This window comes from Acidimicrobiales bacterium, from assembly GCA_041394185.1.
Taxonomy (GTDB): domain Bacteria; phylum Actinomycetota; class Acidimicrobiia; order Acidimicrobiales; family Poriferisodalaceae; genus JAAETH01.
Genome location: JAWKIQ010000002.1, coordinates 1,027,469 through 1,048,814, shown reverse-complemented (window position 1 = coordinate 1,048,814; position 21,346 = coordinate 1,027,469). Strand labels below are relative to the sequence as shown.

Below are 21,346 nucleotides of genomic sequence, written 5' to 3'. Positions count from 1 at the left end.
TTCATGAACAGGGGCCCCATTCTTGGTTCTGGCGGGAGATGATGCGCACGTTGGTCTCGGACACGTTCTTGAAGTAGTCGACGACCCACGTCCACTCGGCTTCTCGATCGGAGGCGTTGTGAACCCGGTTCGACCAGTAGGACAGCCCGTCCGGATCGGCAGCACGCCCGAATGCTGACCAGTACAGCCGTCGCACTCGGCGTTGCGCCGCGGTAAGGGTTGTCAGGGGAATGTCGTCGCGCAGCTCATCCGACTTCATGAAGAACTCGATCTGGAACTTGGCGTTCGAAGTGCACGAGCCTGACGAGTACTGGCTGACCCATCCGTTAATCTCGCCGACGTTCGGTCGCCGCTGGAGTGCTGTCTGGTAAAGGCCGGCGATGAAACTCTCCCGCAACGTTATGGTGAAGTTGCCTGTACGAACCGCCCAGCCGCCGTAGTACAGCGGGATCCGATCAACCCGAGGGAAGAACCCCCATCGTTCGCCGAAGCTAGCCAACGGTGAACCGACACTTATGTTCGCCACGGTCGCTACGGCCCGGCTGGAGTCGTTCCGCTCGGTCACCGAGCCACCCGAGTCGCCTGGTGCCACACCAACTTGGTTGCCGTTGTGGGCGAAGTCAATCTCCAGCCACCCGAACGTGTTGTTGTTGGTGAACGCAGCATCAGTGATGATCCCGCAACGCCGTTCCAGCCGGAGGCGCGCGGACACGCACACTTCAAGACCCTGAGGCGGGCTCACCCGAAAGCCGGTGACGGGGCGGTTGCCGTAGTTCTGATCGCGAAAGTAGGTCGGGACGAGCGAGTCACTGTCAGCGTTCTCCGTGGCCCAAATGTCGTGGAACCCGTCGTTTCGTTTCGCGCGTGCAGAGGTGAAGTTCGGAGCGACGGCTTGGTTGCCGGACGTGATGGTGTCGGGACCGATCAGTCCGAGCCGGATGAACGTTCCCGAACAGTGTCCCGCTGTCGAGATCGCACGATTGTTACCGTTACGGAGCACGAACCCCGAAGAACATCCATTGTTCAAGATACGCATCCCACCCTGAACGTTCGGACACCGGTCTCTGCTCAGGCAGTACGCATCAACCACAGCCCGGTATTCGACGGCGCTCAACTCGACTGGCACACGATCCATTGGATCGGTGAGTGATCGACGTGCTGTTTCAACGGCCGGGCCGCCTCGACTCGCAGCCTCGCTCGCAACCTCCATGCCGTCGGGGGATGACAACTCCACGCGGACGCCGTATTCCCCGACACGGATCGCGTCAACCTCGACACCGCGACCAAACGCCTCAGCGGGAAGCTTCTGAATCGCCTCCACGAGAGGCACCAAATCACTGCGACTAAACGCCGATTCATGCACGGAGATTCCTTCGCCAACCGCTCCGAACCATCCCTCGCGCATCCACACGTCAAGAGCAAGCCGGCGCTCATCTATACGACCCACCAGGTAGGCGTCATCGGCAGCCAACCTCGTGTGTTCGTCAAGCAACCGCTCCCGCTGCACCTGCCACCGCTCATAGTCACCAACCTCGTGGGCCAGCAACGGCATATCAAACCTGGCTTCACGAGCCAGAACCTCAACCCTCTCCTTCAAGCTCAGATCCTCAGCCCGCAACGGAGGCAGATCATGCTCAGCCCGCCGCTGCGACCAAGCCTCCCAGTCGATGTCGGCGACGAGCTCCTCGTACACCTCATCTTCAGACATGAAGATGTCCTCCGGGACATCTTCCGGCTGCCGTGCGTCGCTCGCAACCTCAGCAGCCGTCGACGGCACGGCCAACACAGCCGCTCCCACCAGACAAGCCACCATCACCACACCAGAACGCAACCACCTCATAGTCGACTCCCTCCGTAGACGATCTGTGAGGCGGACCGTACACACTTCGTTGCAGAAGTCCAGCGCAATCTACGAAGCAGCAATCAACAGCAGTTGACCTGAGACCCGTGAGTTGATCCGGTCGCTATCGGAGTTCTTGCCCCATGATGGGGTGGAAGGGAACACCGAGATCATGACCAGCAGGAAGCGGCGTCGCCATACGCCTGAGCAGATCATCCGAAAGCTCGCGGAGGGCAACAAACTGTTGTCGGGCGGGATGACGATCGAGGACGTGTGCCGCGAGTTCGGTATCGCCGAGTCGACGTGGCACCGCTGGCTGTCCCAGTACGGCGGGATGAAGGCCGACGATGCGAAACGCTTGAAGGAGCTCGAGTCTGAGAACGCTCAGTTGAAGAAGCTGCTGGCCGAGGCCGAGTTGGACAAGGCGATGCTCAAGGAGATCGCGTCGGGAAACTTCTGACCCCGAACCGTCGTCGTGACGCAGCTCAGATGTGTCAGGACCGGTTCGGGGTATCCCAACGCCGTGCATGTCGTGTGGTCGGCCAGCCTCGTTCGACCCAGCGGCTTGCCAAACCGGTGCCCTGCGACGAGGAGGCCGAGCTGCGCGAGTGGCTTCGTGCGTTCTCCAAGCGTCGGCCCCGTTGGGGATGGCGAAGAGCGGCCAAGCAGCTACGCCGCGACGGCCACCGGGTCAATGACAAGAAGGTCCGGCGCCTGTGGCGAGACGAGGGCCTGCGGGTCCCTCAGCGTCGCCGCAAGAAGCGTCTGACCGGTATCGGCACCCATGTCGGGGCCATGTGTCCAATCGTTCCGAACGCTCTGTGGGCCCTCGATTTCCAGTTCGACACCACCGTGGATGAGCGAACCATCAAGATGCTCAACGTGATCGACGAGTACACCCGCGAAGCCTTGTCGATCACCGTGGACCGCAGCATCGATGCGGACTACGTCGTGGCTGTCCTCGATCGGCTGGCTGTCGAACGCGGTACCTCGCCGGCGTTCGTGCGGTTCGATCACGGCCCCGAGTTCGTCGCCAACGCGGTAGCGGACTGGTGCCGATTCACCGGAACAGACTCCGTGTTCATCGACCCCGGATCGCCATGGCAGAACGCCTGGATCGAGTCGTTCAACGGACGCTTCCGTGATGAACTACTCAACCTGTGGCACTTCGACAGCCTGCTAGAAGCCCGTGTCCTGATTGAAGACTGGCGCAACGACTACAACGCAAACCGGCCACACACCGCCCACGGCGACCACACTCCAAACGAGTTCCACCTACAGTGGACCAACCAACACCAGACCACCCTCCGATAGCGACTGGACCAACAAACGGGTCCCTTTCACAGTCACCGCGGCCGAGGATCGGGTTCGAAAGAGCGACAAGCACCCGCACGCGTCCGAGCAGTCCCAAAACGGTCACTGACCAGGGGCGAAGCACCCCTGGTCAGTGCGTGGCGGAGAGGATGGGATTCGAACCCACGGTGGCTTGCACCACAACGCCTTAGCAGGGCGCCCCATTCGTCCACTCTGGCACCTCTCCGCCTAACAGCCTGGCACAAGATTCGGCCGATCGAAACCAAGTTCGAAATTCATCCGACCAGTCTTTTGGCGGCATCGACAGCGATGCCGACGGTGGTCGCCTCGACGTTGGCGGCCGCGTGTTCGTCCGGGGTCTCTTCGCGGGTTCGGTTGACGAGAACACCCGCGACGCAAGCGGCGCGCAACCCCGAGCTGGCGCACATCGTGAACAGGGTCGCCGCTTCCATCTCGTAGTTCAGGACGCCCATCGACTGCCACTCGGCCAGGCTGCCTCTGAATCGGGAAACGACCCGGCCACTGAACGTGTCGTACCGCTCCTGTCCTGGATAAAAGGTGTCAGACGAAGCCGTGACACCGACGTGGGGCTCGATCCCCCGGGCCCTGGCCGCCGCGACCAGCGCGGTTACACACTCGAAATCGGCCACCGCCGGGAACTCGAGGGGGGCGAAGTGCTGGCTGGCCCCGTCCAGGCGAACTGCGCCCGTCGTGACGATGACATCGCCGGGCTCGATGTTGGGCTGGATGCCACCGGTGGTGCCAACCCTCAGAAAGGTCCGCACGCCGAGCTGAGCCAGCTCTTCCACAGCGATGGAGGTCGACGGGCCACCGATACCGGTAGAGCAGATGACTATCGGCGTGTCGCCCAGCCATCCGAGCATCGAGTTGAACTCACGAACCGACGCCAGTTGCTCGTAGCGGTCGGTGTGGGCAGCGATTGCGGGCACTCGAGCCGGATCGCCTGGCAAGAGCGCCAACGTCGCCCCCTGCAACATCGATGCGGTCAGTCCGAGGTGGAATACGTCTGCCATGAACCGAACGGTAGTCCCAATGGCCCGCTGACTACTCTCGGACGGGTGAGCGATGTGTCTGGCCTTGGCGTCGACTGGGCTTGTTCGATCGCCGTCGATGTCGGCGGCACCTTCACCGACATCGTGGTGTCGGACGACAGCGGTGCTCTTCACGTGGCCAAGAGCCCATCTGTGCCGAGCGACCCGTCGCGGGGCGTGCTGGACGCCGTGACCCTGGCCGCCGATCGCCTCGGAATCGATGCGACCGAACTGCTGGCCGGCTGCAAACGATTCGTTCATGGCTCGACGGTGGCAACCAACGCCGTTCTCGAGGGCAACCTGGCCAAGGTGGGGCTGATAACCACCGCCGGCTTCAGGGACGCGCTGGAGATCCGGCGTGGACTTCGCGAAGACCAGTGGGATCACAGGGCACCATGGCCTGCCGTGCTGGTGCCTCGCGACCTGCGGATCGGCGTCGGCGGTCGCGTCGACAAGGCGGGCGAAGAACTCGAGCAGCTCGATATCGCCCAGGTGGAGGCAGCACTCGATCGCTTCGAAGGCGGCGACGTCGAGGCTGTCGCCATATGCCTCCTGCACAGCTACTGCAACGACCGCCACGAGCGCACTGTCGCCGAGATGGCGCGCACGCGATGGCCGGGAGCTCTCACCACCGCATCACACGAGCTCGTTCCCCTGATGGGCGAATACGAGCGCACCTCGACCAGCGTGGTGAACGCGGCCCTGGTTCCAAAGGTCGGTGGCTATCTTCAACGCCTGGCCGACCGGTTGACGGCGATGGGGCTGCGCGTTCCTCTGCTGTTGATCCAGTCGAACGGCGGCACCGTGCCAGTGGAGGCCGCGGCCCGTCGCCCGGTAGATCTGGTGCTGTCAGGGCCAGCAGCGGTGGGCGGAGCCCTCGATCGCGCAGCCAGGGGAATCGGTTCGGGCGCGGCCGTCAGCATCGAGATAGGCGGCACTTCGTGTGACGTGGCGGTGCGGGTAGAAGGTTCGATTCCCGTCGTCGATGGCCTGCAGATAGGCGGCTATCACCTCAACATTCCCGCCGTCGACGTTCACACCGTGGGCGCCGGTGGCGGCACCATCGCAACCGTCGATGCGGCAGGTCTGCTGCGCATGGGCCCCCAGGGTGCTGGTGCCGACCCCGGACCCGCCTGTTACGGGCGTGGCGGCATCGCACCCACGGCAACCGACGCCCACCTGCTGCTCGGCAGGCTGCGCCCCGGCCCCTATGCAGGAGGCTCGATCGAACTCGATGCAGACCTTGCCCACCAGGCCATCACAGCTGGCGTCGCACAACCGCTGGGCACCAGCGCCGAGGTGGCCGCCCAGGGCATGCTGACCCTGCTCGAACAGCACATCAAGCACGCTGTCGAAGTTCTCACCATCGAACGCGGCCGCGACCCGCGCTCGATGACACTGGTTGCCGCAGGCGGAGCCGGCGGCCTGCACGCCGTCGCCGTGGCCCGGGCGTTGGGCTGCGCTCGGGTGGTCGTGCCGGCTGAGGCCGGCGTGTTCTGCGCCATCGGCATGTTGCACACCGACCTGCGCCGCGACAGTTCGCGAACCCTCACCGGTTCGCTCGACACTCTGGGCGCCGAAGGCATTGCAGCCGCCCTGTTGGCACAACAGGCCCAAGCCGAAGATCTCGCCTCGACCGAGTGGGGTCACGACGTCGAGCGAGCGTGCGACTGGTTCGTCGACCTCCGCTATCCGGGCCAGCTCTGGTCGTTGCGCGTCGCTGTGGGCGCAGACTCCTCCACAGCCGACATCCGGCGCTCGTTCGAGACCGAGTACGACCGCCTCTACGGACACATCCAGCCCCAGGGCGTGCTCGAGGTCACGTCGATAGCGGTCGTGGTTCACGGGTTCACGGCTGCGCCCGTGGGCGAACCCGAACCGTCCTCACCCTCGGCGGCCCCCAGGCCGGCCGGGTTCCGTCGTTGCTGGGTCGACGCTTCCACAGGTTGGGCCGACCTGGCCGTCTATGAGGGCCACGAGCTGGTGCCCGGGGTTTCTCTCGATGGCCCGCTGATCGTCGAGGCGACGACCACCACGGTGCTGGTCGGCCAGGGCGACAGACTGAACGTCATGGCGGGCAGTGACCTGGAGATAGTGCTGCGATGAACGATCCCGTCCAGATCGCGCTGGTTCAGGCCCGCCTCGACCATCTATGTCGCCACATGGGTTGGGTCATGACCCGCACGGCGCGCAGCCCGATCTTCAGCCAGAGCCACGACTTTTCGTGTTTCGCGACGAATCGTCACGGCGTGCTCGTGTCCACCGCAGACGGAATACCAATCCACACCGGTGGTGGTGGGTTCGCTGTTCGTGCCGTCATCGACCACTTCGGCGACACCATCGCCGACGGCGACGTGTTCTTGCTGAACGACCCGTACGAGGCCGGCGGCAACCATCTGCCCGACTGGGTGGTGGCCAGGCCGGTGTTCACCCAGGGACAGCTGATCGCGTTCTGCTGCAACCGGGCCCATCAAAGCGACATCGGCGGCGGCGCGGCGGGCACCTACAACCCCGAAGCCCGCGAGATCTATCACGAGGGCATCCGCATACCCGTGGTGCGCCTGGTCCACCAAGATCAGGTCAACGACGATCTGTGGCGCCTGCTGCTGTTGAACTCACGCACGCCCGAGCTGCTCGACGGAGACCTCAGGGCGATGCTGGGATCTACCCGGATCGGCGCCGGACGGGTCGTCGAGCTGGTTGATGATCTCGGTCTCGATGTGGCTCTGGCGGCCTTCGACTCGGTGTGCGACCACGCCGACAGGGTGTTCCGGACGCTGATCTCGGCCCTCCCCGATGGCACTTGGACGGCAACCGAACACTGGGAAGACGACTGCTTTGGCCCAGCAGATCTGAAGATCGAGATGGCGTTGACCATCGCCGCCGACCAGGTCACAGTCGACTTCACCGGTACAGACGACCAGATCGCTGGGTTCAAGAACAGCGGCTGGGTCAATACGTGGAGTGCGGTGTCGATGGGGCTGGCATCGTTCTTCGACCCCGATCTGCCGCGCAACGAGGGCACGTTCAGGTGCGTCGAGATGATCGCCCCCGAGGGTTCGATCGTCAACGCCAGGCCCCCTGCCCCGATGACGATGAACACGGTGATACCCGCGCACGAAATCGTGCACCTGGTGTGGCGCTGCATGGCTCAGGCCGACCCGTCCAGGTCGCTGGCAGGGTGGGGCAAGAACATCTTCGGCGTGACCGCGGGACACGACGGTTCGAAACCGTTCGTGATGTACCACTGGAGCGCCGCAGCCGGAGGCGGTGCGACGCCAGCGCGTGATGGGTTCAACCAGATCGGCCACCTGATAGCGCTCGGAGGTCTGAACCTGCCCAACGTCGAGTTCGCCGAGTCTCAGTATCCGGTGATCTTCCGACGCCAAGAGTTCCGCTGCGACGGCGGTGGTCCTGGCACCTTTCGCGGCGGCACGGGCATCGAGTACGAGGTCGATGTCCTGGCGCCCGCCAGATGGTCGTTTCGCGGTGAGGGTGTGGGTTCGCCCACCGGTTGGGGCGTCGACGGGGGCGGCGAAGGCGCGGGCGGCGAGATCCTGCTGTACCCGTTGGACGACCTCGAAAGCGAGCCGTTCGTGGCTCCGAAGTACGGCTTGCAACAGTTCGGGCCTGTGCGGATGGTGTCGCGCTCGCCGGGCGGCGGCGGTTGGGGCGACCCGAAAGGGCGAGACCGCGAACTGGTCGAACGCGACCTGCGCGACGGTGTGATCTCGCCCGAGGCGGCTCGAGACGTCTACGGCCTCGACAGCTGACCCACAGCCGACACGGCGTCGATCAGGCGGTCGACCATCTCGTCGAGCTCGACGTCGGTGACCGACAGCGGAGGGCCCAACATCACCGCGTCGCCGGTGTGACCATCGACCGCCGAGGTGCACGGGTAGATGGTCATCCGCCGCTCGAAGCAGGCTTCCACCACCGCCTCGGCGACGCGCTGCGACCGGTCGAATGGTGCCTTCGTTGACCGGTCGGCCACGAACTCGACACCGGTCATCAGGCCGATGCCACGTATGTCGCCGACGTTGGGATGATCGCCGAGGGCTTCGCTCAAACGCATACGGCACCTGTCGCCCTTGGCAGGAACCTGTTCGACCAGCCCTTCGGACCTCATCACGTCCAGCACGGCCCCGGCGACCGCCGCACCGATCGGGTGATGAGACCACGTGAAGCCGTGCACGAAGTTGCCGGCGTCCGCGACGGCGTCGTAGACGTCGCCCGAGGCCAGGCACAGGCCCAGCGGCCAATAGCCGCTGGAGGCGCCTTTGCCCGAGGTGACGATGTCTGGTCGCAGGCCCCAGTGTTCGGCGGCGAACCACCGACCGGTGCGGCCGAATCCGGTCATGACCTCGTCGAGAACCAGCAAGATGCCGTGGCGCCTGCACATGTCGGCGATGGCAGGCCAATAGTCGGGTGGCGGCACCGAGGCCGCCAGGGTGGCTCCGCTGACGGGCTCGGCGATGAACGCGGCCACGTTGTGGGCGCCCGCCTCGACGATGATGCGCTCGGTTTCGGCGGCGATCTCGGCGCCGGAGCGGTCGTCTCGGTACGGGTGTGCCATAGGCACGCGCAGGGTCTTGCCGATCCACGGTTCGTATCCACTGGCCAGGGCGCGCCTGTCGGAGGCATCGAGCACCCCCCTGGTGTTGCCGTGGTACGCGCCCTCGCGGGCAGCGATCAGGTGCCGGTCTTCGCCCCGGGCCAGGTGGTACTGGCGCGCCAGCTTCAGTGCCGTCTCGTTGGCCTCGCTGCCGCCGCTGACTGGGAAGACGCGCACCCCGTCGACCGGGGCGATCTGGGCCACGGCATCGGCATAACGCTCGAGGCTGGGCGCCGCGAACTGTGTGGCGTGTACATAGTCGACGCTGGCCGCCTGTTCGGCCATGGCTGCAACCACCGCGGGGTGGCCGTGGCCGACCGAGTTTGCGATGGCACCGGCGGCGCCGTCGAGGTACTCGTTGCCGTCGGCGTCGGTGATCACACACCCGCGGGCTCGCACCGCCTGGGGGCGACCGATCGCCCGCTCGAAGACGTGTCCGGTCACGAGAACTCCGGAGTGCGACGCGGGTTGTTCATCGCGCAGATGCTACGACCCGAAGGTCGCGTAGGCCCTAACGGTGAAGGTCCCTGCCCCTTCGATCTTGGGCGGAACCGCTGTGAACGTGAAGCCGGCGGTTGGCAGCGCGTCCAGATTCGTCAGGTGTTCGACGATCGGTATGCCCGCCCGCAGCAGCGTCGTGTGCACCGGCCGCCGCCGGTCGTCGGTGCTGTCGATATTCAACGAGTCGATGCCCACACAAGCGACTTCGGCGGCGACCAGTGCCTCGGCAGCCGAGGCCGTCAGATACGGATGGGTCTCGGCGTATGCCGGGGTGTTGAAGTGGCGCGAGTGACCGGTGCGGATCAACACCGCATGGCCGGCGAGCCCGTTGAGTTGTGAAGGGTCGAGATCGATCTCTCGACCGGTCGTATGGCTGAAACACACCGCCGGAACAGCTGCCACTCGCTCGAGGGCTAGTCCCGTCAGGTCGTGACCGTCGGCGAATCGATGAAACGGCACGTCCAAGTAGGTGCCGGTGTTGGTGCAGATGTGGATCATCCCGATCTGGAAGGTCACACCCGGGCCGTAGGCCTCCTCGGCCTGCTCCCTGCTCAAGTGGGTTGCGATCTCGGGCGTCGGCAGTCCCGGGTAGGTGGTCATGCCGTCGCTGATCACGTGGCTCAAGTCGATGTGTGATGCCATCTGCGAAACCCTACGGGTCGACTCGACGTGGCTGCGGCATCAGCGCTTTCGAGGGCGAGCATCAGGTCTTCTGGCTCGGCTTAGTAGCCTCCGGCAAAGGGGGAAGACGATGACGACCAACGGATTCGCTGGGTTCTATCTCGAAACACGCAGCTATGCCGAGACCGCGGCCTTCTGGGCCCGACTCGGCTTCGAGAATGTGTTCGAAACCGATCACGGCTCGGGTCAGTGGGCCCATCCGTCGGGCGGTCCCTACGTGTTCATCTCGGAGCAGGCCGAGGGCGAATTGGCGACACATCCAATAATCGATGTGGCCGATTCAGCTCAGATCGGCACAGGTTTCGACTACGTGCGGCCGTTCACGCCGCAACACTGGAACGTCACCGAAGCCATCGTGCGCGACCCGGACGGCCGCAACGTGAGCCTTCAAGCACCACTGCCAGCGGGCGAGGCCGCTCCCGATGCCGAGGCTCACCACGCAGAGAAGTACGGATCGCACTAGCGCACCGCATTTCGCTCGGTCGCGGCGCTCCCGTCCGTATCGGAGACCTGCCGGGTCTTAGCGCGGCCGAGCGCCTCGAACTGGCGTCGGCAGACCTGGATAGGTGGTCAATGCCGTCACTGTTCACGTGGCTCAAGTCGATGTGTGATGCCATCTGTGAAGCCCTACGGGTCGACTCGACGTGGCTGGGCGTCCGCGTTTTCGAGGGCTCGCATCAGGTCTTCTACATCAGCGACCTGCAGCGGCACCTCGAAGACAACGGGACGCAACTCGAAACGCGCTGGTTCGCCACGTGAGGCCATCACCATTTCGGCGATGACGGCTGCTTCGTCGGGCCCCGTCATGCCCGAGACCACCATCTCCCCACCGAAGCTAGTCGCATTAATGGTTGGCGCCATACGAACCACGCCGTCGAGCACAAGCGCTATCTGATGCCCGAAGTAAGTCTCAGCCATCGCGTCAAGGGCTTTGGCACCTTCGACAGTCAGGCTCACCAAAACGAACCACTGACCGTTGTCGGCGGCCTCTGCGTCGGCGATGATGCGCCCATCCAACTCTGTAGGTGCGAGCGCGTATACGAGGTTTCCGTCCGCGGAGATCGCTATTGCGGGGTCGTCGGGACCGTATTCGCCCTCCAACAAAGCCGCAAGCTCGTCTGAGGCGACGCCAAGCGACGCCGGCGCAGGCACCATCGGATCGGCGGATGTCGTGGTGACCAACGTCGTCGACGAGGATGTTTGAGCCATCGTCTCGACCGAGTCACCGCTAGTTGCGCACCCGGCGAGCGCCAGAGCCGACCACACCCCCACCCACACGAGTTTTGAGAAGCGCCCTTCCGAAGCATCACTCGCCCACCGCACACATGTGAGTGTGGCAGACAGGGAGCGGGCCCATCCAAGCAGGTGGTCCCCCGGCACAACTCAGGGCTCGGCAGTTGCGCCCAACGAGAAATCCTCATGTCCGAACCACAGGGGTGGGCCAGACTCTGCGCTATGACTCTCGCCGATCACTGGCCTTTGTTCGGTCTGCGGATCCGCACGCCGCGGCTGGAGCTGCGCGTGCCCAGTGATGAAGACCTCGTGGAGCTGGTGGAGTTGGCCAAGGCAGGGATTCACGACCCGACGACGATGCCATTCACCACGCCGTGGACCGACGTGCCTTCTCCGAGGTTCGAGCGAGAAGCCCTTCAATACTGGTGGCGCTGCCGAAGTGACTTCTCCCCCGAGAGTTGGGATCTTGCTCTGACGGTCGAGCACGATGGCGAATTGGTCGGCATGCAGAACCTGAAAGCCAAACGCTTCCCCACCCTTCGAAGCGCAGAAACGGGCTCGTGGCTGGGCAGCACTCACCAGGGCAACGGAATTGGCAAGGAAATGAGGTTCGCCATGCTGCACTTCGCCTTCGAGCATCTCCAGGCCGAAGAGGTGACCAGCGCGGCCTACGTCGACAACGTGGCCTCGCAAAGGGTGTCGCTCGCCACAGGCTACGAACCCAATGGCCGGACGCTCGAGGTGCGACGTGGCGAACCCAGCGAGCAGATCCGCTATCGGATAACCCCGCAACGGTGGGAGCAACACAGGCCCCACTTCGCAATCCGAGTCGAGGGTTTCGATGAGTGTCGGGAGATGTTCGGACTCGGCGGGGTCGCTCGCTGATTGCTGTCGGGGCGTCCAACTTCGCCCTAGCCGAGGTAACTAGTGCGCATGTGGGTAGCTGGCCCCGTGGCGTTTGCGGTGGCATGGGATGCAGCGGAGGTCTAGTTCGTCGGTGTGGGTGCGCCGTGTGTGTTCCCAGGCTGGGTTGTGGTCGTATGTGAGTAGTTCGTTGCGGCCGCAGTCGATGCAGGTGCGGTCTCGTTCCTTGACTACGCGTTTCTGTCGTTTGGTGGGGAGGCGGCGGCGTGTCGAGGCGTTGACGGGGTTGCGTTGTGCGTCGTGGATGAGGAGTCTGATGAAGGCTTTGTCGAGCAGTGCGGCGATGGTTGATTCGGTGATTGGTGTTCCGTCGTCGAGGGCGCAGCCGTCGCTGCGGGCGTGGAGTACGACTTCGTAGTGGACGCTGTTTTGGGTGGTGCCGCCTGTGCCGTTGATGATGCGGGCGAGGGCGTCGTGGCGTTGTTGTGCGACGGTTGGCCAGTTGCCGTCGGGTTCTCGTCGTAGCTTGCCTCGCATCAGTTCGGCGTCGATGGCTGCTTGGAGTGCCCCGCCGATGAGGCCGTTTGTCCGGATTGTGGTGGTGCGGGTTCCGTCGGCGTGGTTGCGTATTCGAACTGAGCGGTCGCGTTGGTGTCGTGCGTCGATGACCTCGCCTGGTTCGTTGGCCATCGTCCACGCGGCGATCGCTTCGGGGAGGCTTGCGGCGGGGACCCGTTGGGCCAAAGCGAGTAGGTCGGTTTCGTTGTCGGTGGTGAGGTAGCGCGTGACGACTTGGATCTTTGCGTAGCTGAGTCGGCCTTCGGCGAATGCATTCGCGGACGGATGAAATGCGCGTAGAGCGCGGCCGATGCGTATCCATTCACGCACAGTGGCCGCGGCGACATCGAGGCGGTCAGCGAGCCAGTGCGCGGCTGAAGGCGCGCCGTGGGCGATCCACACTGGCCCGTCGGCGAAGTCGGCGGCGCCCATACAAAGGTCGAAGTGGCCGCGTGAGATCCGGCGGCCCAGTTCGACCAGCCCATCTGCCGCTCTTGTCTGTGTTGCCAACTCTTCGACATCGACGATCATTTCACTGCTCCCACCCGTCGTTGGTGACCGCTTTTGGCGTACGCCAAAAGCGTATAGAGGGGGTGGGACAGTCACGAGAAGACCAGAAACGACACGGGTAGTGGTGTTGTGGCCTCAAAGGGTGCAATCCATCCGTCCGCCAACGTGTCTGCCTGCCAAGGGGCTCAACGGCTCGGCAACTTGTCGTGGCACAGCCCCGGTCGACTAGCTGAACGGTTCCGCGATCGCGAGTACCACCGAGACTGCGAGTAGTACCGCAGGCCACACGCGGAGCGGAATGAAGAAGAACGAGCTGGCCGAGGGGTGAATCGCGAACTCTTCCAGGGTGTCGACATCTCGTACGCGTCGACTCTTGGCCGGTTCCAGCTTGTGCCGCACCATGAAGATGATTGCTGCGGCGGCCGCACAAGCGACCGCCATCGGCCATCGATGATCCTGGTAGTAGCCGGAATCGTTCGTGAGCGCCTCGCTGGCAAACTCAGCGAGAACCAGACAACTGAATCCGACCACTGCGACGACCCAGCCCCGTCCTTGCCAAATGATCATGCCCGAACCCCAAGCGCCCTCGACGTGGCAAACACCTTGGCGGAGAGAGGGGGATTCGAACCCCCGGAGCCGTGAGGCTCAACGGTTTTCAAGTTCGTGCCCGCACTCTCGCCGAGATGGCTCGCTGGCAGCGTCTGCCCAGGTCAGCAGCTATTTCTGTCGAACTCGAACATAGCGCCGATCGACCGCTGATGCCCGCTATTCGCCCTTGGCAGTGTTAGCCCAGTGTTATCGGCGGTCCGGGGATGGGGGTGCACACTGTTTGTGCACCGCACTAGTGGCTACTCACCCGATGCACCATCCACTGCACCGTCACCCTCCAGGTCGCGGAGTTGCTGTCGGAGCGCTGCCACTTCCTCGACAAGCTTTGGAACGAGTTCTCTCGCCGCAGCGATGAACATCGCGTTCTCGTCCCACCGGTCATCCTCGCAGGACACGTACCGGGGTTCCTGCACGAGTGTCGCAGCAATCATCTTGGCGCTGTCGTAGCCATCGCTGAACGCCCTGGTGCCATCGACCGAGCGCTCGGTGGCTACACCGATCAGGTTCATGAAGTGCGTGTCGTCGGCGTTCACCTGGAACCAGGGTCCAGGCGTTGCTCGATCACACAACCACAGAGTGTCAGCCAGGTCCCGATCCACCGGCATCCCCAATCATCGTGTTTGAGAAACTGTGGCCGGTTCAGCGACGCCAATCAACTGAGTTGCCGCCTTCGCGTGGTCGAGCACGCCGATATTGGCGGCCGCAGAGGGGTTGGTCGCCCGGGGTAGGTTGCGAGATGTTCGATCTAATTCCGATCAAGTCTGGAGCCTTCTGATGGAAGACGAGGCAATGGTCACTGCCGCTGACGAAGTCGCCAGGCTTGTGGTCGGCGAAGAAGACCGTCGAGAGATGCGTCGGGATGCGTCCCTCATGCTTGCCCTCAGGTGGCCGACTTGGCGCGCATGGCACCGAAAGCCGCCGAGCAGAGATTCCCCAAGTTGAGCAGGCACCGCTCCCAAGCGACGCGACGAGTGATTCGCTGGCTGCTGGTTCTTGCCGCGGCCCTGCTGCTCGTTCTTGCAGCAGGCGATCTTCTTCGGGTCGCGGAGCACAACTGCCCACTTCCGCTTAGCTTCGAGGTCAGTCGAACCGAGCTCGTCTCTCGACAACCCTGGCCGCCCCGAGCCACCTGCCGCTATTTCTACGAGGACCCTGACGGTGTGGCGTTCCTCCCGCCGTCAACACACGAATTCAACGCAATCTGGGGCATCAGGTTCGGCGCCGCGGCGGGCGTCATGCTCATCATCGCTCTTGCTCTCGGCAAGGGCAGGGCAGAAGTGCCGGATACTCAAGCCCGCGCTACGAAACCACGAACCGAGACTTCGGGCTAGTGGCCGAGGCGAAGTAAGCACACGCAGCGGAAAGGGGGCGATGGCCGAGACGGCCTCGGTGCAGACCCCAAGCCTGGCTGATAGACGGCCTACCTCTCGATCGTCTGAAATACGCGGGGGTTCCAGTAGAGGCGGTCGTAGTTGGCGTCGTTGTAGGGCTCGAGAAGGCCCAGGTCGACCAGCGCGGTTATCGCGTTGCGGTTTGCCTGGTTCGACCTACCTGTTCGACGCTGAGCATCTGCTACAGACAGGATTGGGTATGCGATGAGATCGTCAGCGATTTCGACCGCGAGGCGGGCTCGTGGGCGGGCGGTGCGGACGGTATCGCCGATCTCGTCCCGCAAAGAGAGCAACCGCATGATGCGATCATGCCCTGACCGAGCTTCGGAGGCGACCGCCTCGGCAAAGAATTCGATCCATGGTGCCCATTCCCCGGTTTCACTGACCGAGAACAGGTGATTGCGGTACTCGTCGGCTCGTTCCTCGAGCCACGGAGAAACCGCCAGGACTGGTGACCGAAGCGCCTCCTCCCGAAGCATCTGGAGGACAGCAATGAGACGACCCAGACGACCGTTGCCGTCGGTGAAGGGGTGCAACGTCTCGAACTGGTAATGGGCGAGGGCGACCCGCGCTATGAGCTGAATCTTCGCTTGTGCGGCCGAATCTGTTAGCCAGTCGATCCACCGTCGGAACATCGCATGTAGCTGGTCTCCGGGGGGTGGCGGGACGAACCGGGCTTCGGAGACCCGACGATGTTTCGCGCCAATGAACACTTGGTTCTCACGGATCGAGCCGGCCTCTGGTCCGTCCGATGGCGTTCCTCGAACGATCTCGGCCTGTAGCCCACAGATCATGCTGAGTGTGATCGGACGGTCGGCGACCCAGGCGAAAGCGCTGTCTGCCGCTCGGGTGTAGTTCATTACTTCGCGGACGGTGGGCGTGATCGCCGGGCCGTCGGCGGACTCCGGGATCGTCTCGGCGGCGAACAACTCCGTCAGCTCGGCGTAGGTTCCCTCGAGCGCCGACGTGCCGATTGCCTCTCGCCTGGTCGCGACGCGGACAACGAGCTGGGGCCGGGGAATCAAGCTGGCTGCTGCATCAAGTCGACCTAGTTCGGCTGCTGCATCGCTGACAGCCATCCACGTGCTGCCCGGTAGGTCAAGCTCTACCGGAAGGTCGTCGGGGATGAACGCCTCGACCTCGTAGTCCTCGCCGAAGCGAGCGTCGTGACCAACGATCGGTACAACGCTTCCGATAGGTGAACCACCTAGCGATCTCATGAGACTTGGATTGTAGGATCCCAAATCCAAGTTTCGCGCGCAAAACTAGGAATTACAGCGACGCAATCCTAGGTTGGTGTTGTCGATCCGGCCCGGTGCTTCGCTGGCTCGGCGATCCGGAGGATCTCCAGCTGTATCTCGGCGCTTTCGGTAGTTACCGGAAGGTGGGTGCCGTCGTCGGATTCGGATGGGAGGGCAAGGTCGGTTCTGCGCCGTCCATCTACGCCTGGCAATGCCGTGGTGGATGGCCGAGGATGCTCTTGAGGGTTCGACTGTGATCGGAGGGAGGGGGAATTGTCGTGGGTGAGGTCGTGTTCTTGTATGTCGATGAGCATCATTCCAGGGCTCGGTCTGGGGTGACGGCACTGATTCTGTCGCCTTCGGACGTGGTCGCTGTCCGTGAACGAGTGCTAGCGGTTCATCCTGCCGGTCCACTACCGGAGGTGACGCAGCGAGACCGTAGGCTCGCTGTTCCCGAGGAGCTTCACCACACATCGTTCCTGCGATCGCATCCTGACTCAGTGAAGCTCAAGGTGTTGAGCGACCTTGCCGACGTCGTCATTGACCTGGGCATCGACGCTCTTCACGTCAGCTATCGCAATGCCGGCAGGATCCACGACGACCGTTCTGAAGCGGGCAAGATCAGTATCGGGGCCGGCATGCTTCACATGCTCGACCGGTGTCTGCGCTCGAGGCCAAGCGCTCTCGTGTTCCCGGTGATCGATGCGGGACTTGGAGCAGATGGCCGCTTGAACCCCGGATTCGCCACTGCTGCTCCACGGATGGCAATAATGCTCCTTCATGTCACGGTGGCTTCAAGACTCGTCGATCCGGCCAGTAGCTCGCTCTTCGAACCTCAGCGACTTGGGGACTCGATGTTTGTCGACAGCGCCGAATCCCCGGCGATGCAACTATGTGATGTCATCGGTGGGCTGCTTCGCGTTGCTGACACCGTCCAGGGTCAGACCTCGGCGAGTCCGTTCATGCAGCGCCAAGCCGAGATCGCGGATCGGCTTGTGTCCGCTGGTCGAGTTGATGCCCACAACATCGAATGGTCAGCAGACACCAATCTCGGGTAGCGAGCTCCGGCCTGTTGTGTGGGTAGGGTCGAGCCTGTGAGCTTTGACCTCTACTTCGTCGAAAGGCCCAAACCCGGCGCCGGATGGGGCGACGTCATGGATGGCCTCGAGGCGGCAGCTGCCGAGGATCGGGACCCAACAGCCGAAGACCTCGAGCTGTGGGATCGCATCGCAGCCGCAGTGTTGCCCGTGGTCCCCGAGGCAGAGCTCTTCGAGCAGGACCGGTCGAGATTGCTCGACGACGGCAATGCCGTGCAGCTGCACATGGCCCCTGGCGAGATCAGCCTCAACACGCCCTATTGGTTCGAAGGTGAACAGGCCAAGCAGGTCATCGAAACGCTGCGAACCGTCGCCATGGCGATCGAGAACGCCACCGGTCTTGTCGCCTACGACCCCCAGGCCGATATGGCCTTCCTGGACGGCGGCGCCGAGGCCGCCAGCCAGTCGTTCGATCAGGCGCATCACTTCATCCGCGACGAGCTCGGTGCTCGGCCACCCGACTCATCGAAGAGGCCATGGTGGGCGCTCTGGAAGCGCTGAGCCAGCAAAGGCACGCAACCGATGAGTCCATAGTCGTGTCCGCAGAAACAGGCGTCACGGGCCTCCAAGAAACGACGCGGCGTGAACCCGAACCAGTAGAAATCGCAGGGGAGACGTACTGAACTTCACGTGCTGGACGGGCCGGGCAGGATTCATGACACTTTCGTACTTGGGTTCGATCGGGTGCTCGATTCGACAGCTTCGCTGGATGCGCTTTGCGCAACCAGCAAGTCTGTGCCGGTTATTTCGAGCTGGTTTGGTGCACTGTCCTCGTACCGATCCTTCCGGTGGGCGGGCAGGAGCGCTGGCCATCACCTTGCGGCTGTAGGGCTGGCCAGGTCGATACTCGTCAAAGAGCGCATGCTCCTTGTCGCGTCTCGTCTCACGGATGCACCTACCAAAGGTAGGGTCGCCCGACGCGCGCACGATGACCGACTTCTGACGATCGCTGACGTAGCCGAGGTGCTCGCCGTCGAACCCCGGTTCGTGCGCAGGCTCGTTCAAGAGCGACGCATCGCGTTCCACAAGGTCGGTAAGTTCGTCCGGTTCGACGCCGGCGACGTCGCCGAGTTCATCTCCGGGGGCCGGGTCGCCGCCGCCAGCGATGTCGACCGACCCAGCAACTAGGTCGCCGCTCAAATCAGCTCAGCCGCAGCGTCTCGATCACGATTAGTGACCCTGTAGCCCTCGAATCCCACAGTGATCGATCCACCATCCATCGCGTCGGCATGGCCAACGCGAACGGGCCTCGACTCAGCTCGCAGGATCCGAACTACAAGACCGATGGTGACTGCAGTGCACCCTTGCCAGTGTTGAGTCAGTGTTATGGGCCCTCCACCGGCGCCCTCGACGTGGCAAACGCGTTGGCGGAGAGAGGGGGATTCGAACCCCCGGAGCCGTGAGGCTCAACGGTTTTCAAGACCGCCGCATTCGTCCGCTCTGCCATCTCTCCGTCGACGAGGCTACCGAATCCAGCACCACCCGCCGAGCCCCTTTCTCGACAAGCTCACCCTGCCGGGCGCACTACTCTGCGCCTGGTGACCGCTCCCCGCAATCTCGTCGTCGTCGGCGCCGCGGCCGGCATCGGCCGTTGGCTGTGTCGTCACGTCTTCGCGTCGATGCCGTGGCAGCGGGTGATCCTGATCGACACGGCCCAATCGCTGGCCTCGATGCAGAACGACGACTGGGAGTTCGACCAGGCGCCGACTCTGACCAGCATCGCCGACGCTGTGACGGTGGCCGACCTCGACATGCCCGCGACCGCGGTGTGCCTGGCCGTTCCGCGCACCGAGGTCGAGTCGGTCGCGGCCCGAATCGTGCCTGCCGTCGGGTCCGATGCGGTTGTGTTCGACACATCGTCGGAGAAGACCCAGGCACTGGGCGACATCCGCTCTCACGCCGCGAACCGAACCGTCTTTGGCACCCACCCGTTGTTCAGCCCGCAGGTTCGCACGCTGGATGGGCAGACCATCGTCATCACTCCAGACGCCGAGCAACCAGAGGCCCACTCCTGGCTGGCCGAGGCCATCGAGGCCGCCGGCGGCATCATCAAGATCGCCACGCCCGACGAGCACGACCGAGTCATGGCCTACGTCGAGACGATGTCTCAGCAGGTGCTGCTGGGCTTTGCGGGCGCCCTCGCCGACTCGGGCCTAGACCTCGAAACCGACTTGTGGCCCAACCGCACACCACTGTTCGAAACCCTGCTGGGGCTTGCCACCACAGTGCTCGCCGAGTCCCAAGAGGGCTACGTGCATTCGCGCCAGACATCCGGCGATGCCACCCGAATCCGCAGCGAGCTCGGCGCCGCCATCGAACAGATAGGCACCGACGACATCCTCGAGCGTGTGGCCAGAACCCGTGACGGCTTCTCGGGTTCGTTGTTCGACACCGTGCAGTCGACCTCGACCGCGGCCCTGGCCGCGGTTCAGGCCAAGAAGGCCGAGCTGTCTCGCCACCATCGCACCCAGAGCCTCGTCGGCATCATTCCGGTCGAGCGCCCAGACACCTTGCGGGTAGGCCGCATCGAAGCCCTGAGCCCCACGATGGTGACGCTTGAGGAGCTGATGTTCGGCGACGCCGGCGAAGCCGTGCTGCTGGACGGCGTCGGCGAGGCCAACGCCGCCAAACTCGGGCGAAGCGGCAAACCCAAGACCACCCGTTTCGGGTTGGGCCGCATAGACGTGGTCGCGGACATCGAGCTCGACGCCGTGCTGAACAGGTGGCTGGCCTTCGTGCGACGAGACGTGCGGTTCCTCGTTCCAGAGTCGATCGCGGGCGCCGGTGTGTTGTCGGTGGTCGCCGAACAAGGTCACGTTCGCAACTGCGAGGTCGTATCCGAGGTGGTGCGAACCGGCCAGCGAGCGGTGGTGATACGGCTCGAGGTGCGCGCGGACAAGGACGTCGACGCCATGGTCGAAACGCTCCGCGAGCGGGTCAGCATCGCCTACGCCTGGCCACGAGGACTGGCCCTCACCGCGGGCGACCTGGCCGACGACGCAGTTCGATACCTCGGACCGACTGGCACCTTTTCAGAGGCCGCGGCCGAGCAGAGCATCGAAGCGCTTGGGCTGGTGGGGGCCACGACGGTGCCCGTGGCGAGCTTCGACGACGTGATATCGGCAGCGGTCGAAGGCCGGTTGGGAGTGGTGCCTGTAGCCAGTTCGGCCTCGGGCCTGGTCGAACGCACCGCCACCGCGCTTCTGGAGGCAGGCCCCGAGGTCACCGCAGCCGGCGTGGTCGACGTCGCCGTGCGCTTCGACGCATACGTACCTGCGAGCCTCTACCTGAACGAGATGCGCGGCGCCCGCGTGTTCAGCCACCCGCAAGCCTTGGAACAGTGCAGCCGATTCATCAAGCGCTGGGGACTGGAACCCGTGCCGGTGGGCTCGACCGCCGAGGCCTGCGACGCGGCGGCCACGGCTGGCGACGCGGTGGCCATCGCCCGGGCCGGCCTCAAGCTGCCTCCGGCGTTGAAGGTCGCCGAACGAGAGGTCGACGACATCGCTGGCGCCCTGACCCGCTTCCTCGTGATCGGGCGCAACGGCTCGTTCGGTGACCTCATCGGCGGCTCTGATCCGACGCTGCGAACGTTGTGGATCGCCCGCAACCGGGCACTCATCGACGGCCTCGTCGACGATGTGGGCCCTGCATTCGACGAGGTCATCACATCGCCCAGCGGCCAGGTGCTGCTGGTGACCAGCCGCGAAGAGCAGCCCGACGGCCCGATGCCAGATGGGCTGCGCACGCTGGGCCGGGTGCCGTGGACGCCACGCACACCGCTGGTGCGCCTCGGCGGCGAACTGCCAGGCGTGCGCCACGACATCAAGAAGGGCTGAG

18 protein-coding genes and 2 tRNA genes are annotated in these 21,346 nt (G+C 64.1%); 8 read left to right on the top strand and 12 right to left on the bottom strand.

From position 1 onward, the window contains the following. Position 1: 1 nt before the first annotated feature. Positions 2 to 1,831 carry a hypothetical protein gene (locus R2770_12580; GenBank protein ID MEZ5281294.1) on the bottom strand — a complete coding sequence of 610 codons (1,830 nt, stop codon included), beginning with the start codon at positions 1,829 to 1,831 and terminating at the stop codon, positions 2 to 4. Positions 1,832 to 2,012: 181 nt separating this feature from the next. Between R2770_12580 and R2770_12575 the strand changes: the two genes are divergently transcribed. After that, a protein-coding gene (locus R2770_12575) for an IS3 family transposase (protein MEZ5281293.1) occupies positions 2,013 to 3,154 on the top strand; the annotation gives its coding sequence in 2 pieces (ribosomal slippage) (positions 2,013 to 2,283 and positions 2,283 to 3,154; 1,143 coding nt in all). A gap of 138 nt (positions 3,155 to 3,292) precedes the next feature. Here R2770_12575 and R2770_12570 read toward each other — a convergent pair. After that, a tRNA-Ser gene (locus tag R2770_12570) sits at positions 3,293 to 3,380 on the bottom strand. Between the two features lie 49 nt (positions 3,381 to 3,429). Continuing rightward, entirely contained in the window at positions 3,430 to 4,188 is a 759-nt protein-coding gene (udp, locus tag R2770_12565) for a uridine phosphorylase (GenBank protein ID MEZ5281292.1), read from the bottom strand. 45 nt (positions 4,189 to 4,233) lie between these two features. On the opposite strand from udp, the gene R2770_12560 reads away from it, so the two are divergent. Next, complete coding sequence (locus R2770_12560; GenBank protein MEZ5281291.1) at positions 4,234 to 6,312, top strand: hydantoinase/oxoprolinase family protein; 2,079 nt, start codon at positions 4,234 to 4,236, stop codon at positions 6,310 to 6,312. Next, positions 6,309 to 7,979, top strand: a complete 1,671-nt coding sequence (locus R2770_12555) for a hydantoinase B/oxoprolinase family protein (GenBank protein MEZ5281290.1) — start codon at positions 6,309 to 6,311, stop codon at positions 7,977 to 7,979. Before R2770_12560 ends, R2770_12555 begins: the two co-directional genes overlap by 4 nt. Here R2770_12555 and R2770_12550 read toward each other — a convergent pair. Both R2770_12550 and R2770_12545 read right to left on the bottom strand, forming a co-directional pair. After that, complete coding sequence (locus tag R2770_12550; GenBank protein MEZ5281289.1) at positions 7,961 to 9,265, bottom strand: aspartate aminotransferase family protein; 1,305 nt, start codon at positions 9,263 to 9,265, stop codon at positions 7,961 to 7,963. The genes R2770_12555 and R2770_12550 overlap by 19 nt on opposite strands. Positions 9,266 to 9,307: 42 nt before the next feature. Next, on the bottom strand, positions 9,308 to 9,964 hold the full coding sequence (locus R2770_12545; protein ID MEZ5281288.1) for a cyclase family protein: 657 nt from the start codon (positions 9,962 to 9,964) through the stop codon (positions 9,308 to 9,310). A 109-nt stretch (positions 9,965 to 10,073) separates the two neighbouring features. On the opposite strand from R2770_12545, the gene R2770_12540 reads away from it, so the two are divergent. After that, on the top strand, positions 10,074 to 10,466 hold the full coding sequence (locus tag R2770_12540; protein ID MEZ5281287.1) for a hypothetical protein: 393 nt from the start codon (positions 10,074 to 10,076) through the stop codon (positions 10,464 to 10,466). 164 nt (positions 10,467 to 10,630) lie between these two features. Here R2770_12540 and R2770_12535 read toward each other — a convergent pair whose 3' ends face one another. Next, positions 10,631 to 11,212 carry a hypothetical protein gene (locus tag R2770_12535; GenBank protein MEZ5281286.1) on the bottom strand — a complete coding sequence of 194 codons (582 nt, stop codon included), beginning with the start codon at positions 11,210 to 11,212 and terminating at the stop codon, positions 10,631 to 10,633. A 246-nt stretch (positions 11,213 to 11,458) separates the two neighbouring features. Here R2770_12535 and R2770_12530 point away from each other — a divergent pair, with 246 nt between their 5' ends. Beyond that, the gene (locus R2770_12530) at positions 11,459 to 12,121 is read left to right on the top strand and encodes a GNAT family protein (protein ID MEZ5281285.1); all 663 of its coding nucleotides are present in this window, start codon (positions 11,459 to 11,461) and stop codon (positions 12,119 to 12,121) included. 39 nt (positions 12,122 to 12,160) lie between these two features. Here R2770_12530 and R2770_12525 read toward each other — a convergent pair whose 3' ends face one another. From R2770_12525 to R2770_12505, 5 genes are all read right to left on the bottom strand, one after another. Then, positions 12,161 to 13,189: a hypothetical protein gene (locus R2770_12525; GenBank protein ID MEZ5281284.1), complete on the bottom strand. Its 1,029-nt coding sequence runs from the start codon at positions 13,187 to 13,189 to the stop codon at positions 12,161 to 12,163. Positions 13,190 to 13,393: 204 nt separating this feature from the next. Next, complete coding sequence (locus R2770_12520) at positions 13,394 to 13,735, bottom strand: hypothetical protein (protein MEZ5281283.1); 342 nt, start codon at positions 13,733 to 13,735, stop codon at positions 13,394 to 13,396. A gap of 281 nt (positions 13,736 to 14,016) precedes the next feature. Beyond that, positions 14,017 to 14,310 carry a hypothetical protein gene (locus tag R2770_12515; GenBank protein MEZ5281282.1) on the bottom strand — a complete coding sequence of 98 codons (294 nt, stop codon included), beginning with the start codon at positions 14,308 to 14,310 and terminating at the stop codon, positions 14,017 to 14,019. Between the two features lie 887 nt (positions 14,311 to 15,197). After that, positions 15,198 to 16,388: a Fic family protein gene (locus tag R2770_12510; protein MEZ5281281.1), complete on the bottom strand. Its 1,191-nt coding sequence runs from the start codon at positions 16,386 to 16,388 to the stop codon at positions 15,198 to 15,200. A 518-nt stretch (positions 16,389 to 16,906) separates the two neighbouring features. Further along, positions 16,907 to 17,191: a hypothetical protein gene (locus R2770_12505; GenBank protein MEZ5281280.1), complete on the bottom strand. Its 285-nt coding sequence runs from the start codon at positions 17,189 to 17,191 to the stop codon at positions 16,907 to 16,909. A gap of 312 nt (positions 17,192 to 17,503) precedes the next feature. Here R2770_12505 and R2770_12500 point away from each other — a divergent pair, with 312 nt between their 5' ends. Further along, complete coding sequence (locus R2770_12500) at positions 17,504 to 18,007, top strand: hypothetical protein (GenBank protein ID MEZ5281279.1); 504 nt, start codon at positions 17,504 to 17,506, stop codon at positions 18,005 to 18,007. A 360-nt stretch (positions 18,008 to 18,367) separates the two neighbouring features. Continuing rightward, complete coding sequence (locus R2770_12495; GenBank protein ID MEZ5281278.1) at positions 18,368 to 18,634, top strand: helix-turn-helix domain-containing protein; 267 nt, start codon at positions 18,368 to 18,370, stop codon at positions 18,632 to 18,634. 237 nt (positions 18,635 to 18,871) lie between these two features. Here R2770_12495 and R2770_12490 read toward each other — a convergent pair. Next, positions 18,872 to 18,959: transfer RNA gene (locus tag R2770_12490), tRNA-Ser, on the bottom strand. Positions 18,960 to 19,044: 85 nt separating this feature from the next. On the opposite strand from R2770_12490, the gene R2770_12485 reads away from it, so the two are divergent. Next, positions 19,045 to 21,345 (top strand): prephenate dehydrogenase/arogenate dehydrogenase family protein, encoded by a 2,301-nt coding sequence (locus tag R2770_12485; GenBank protein MEZ5281277.1) that lies wholly within the window; start codon positions 19,045 to 19,047, stop codon positions 21,343 to 21,345. The last annotated feature ends 1 nt before the right edge of the window (position 21,346 follow it).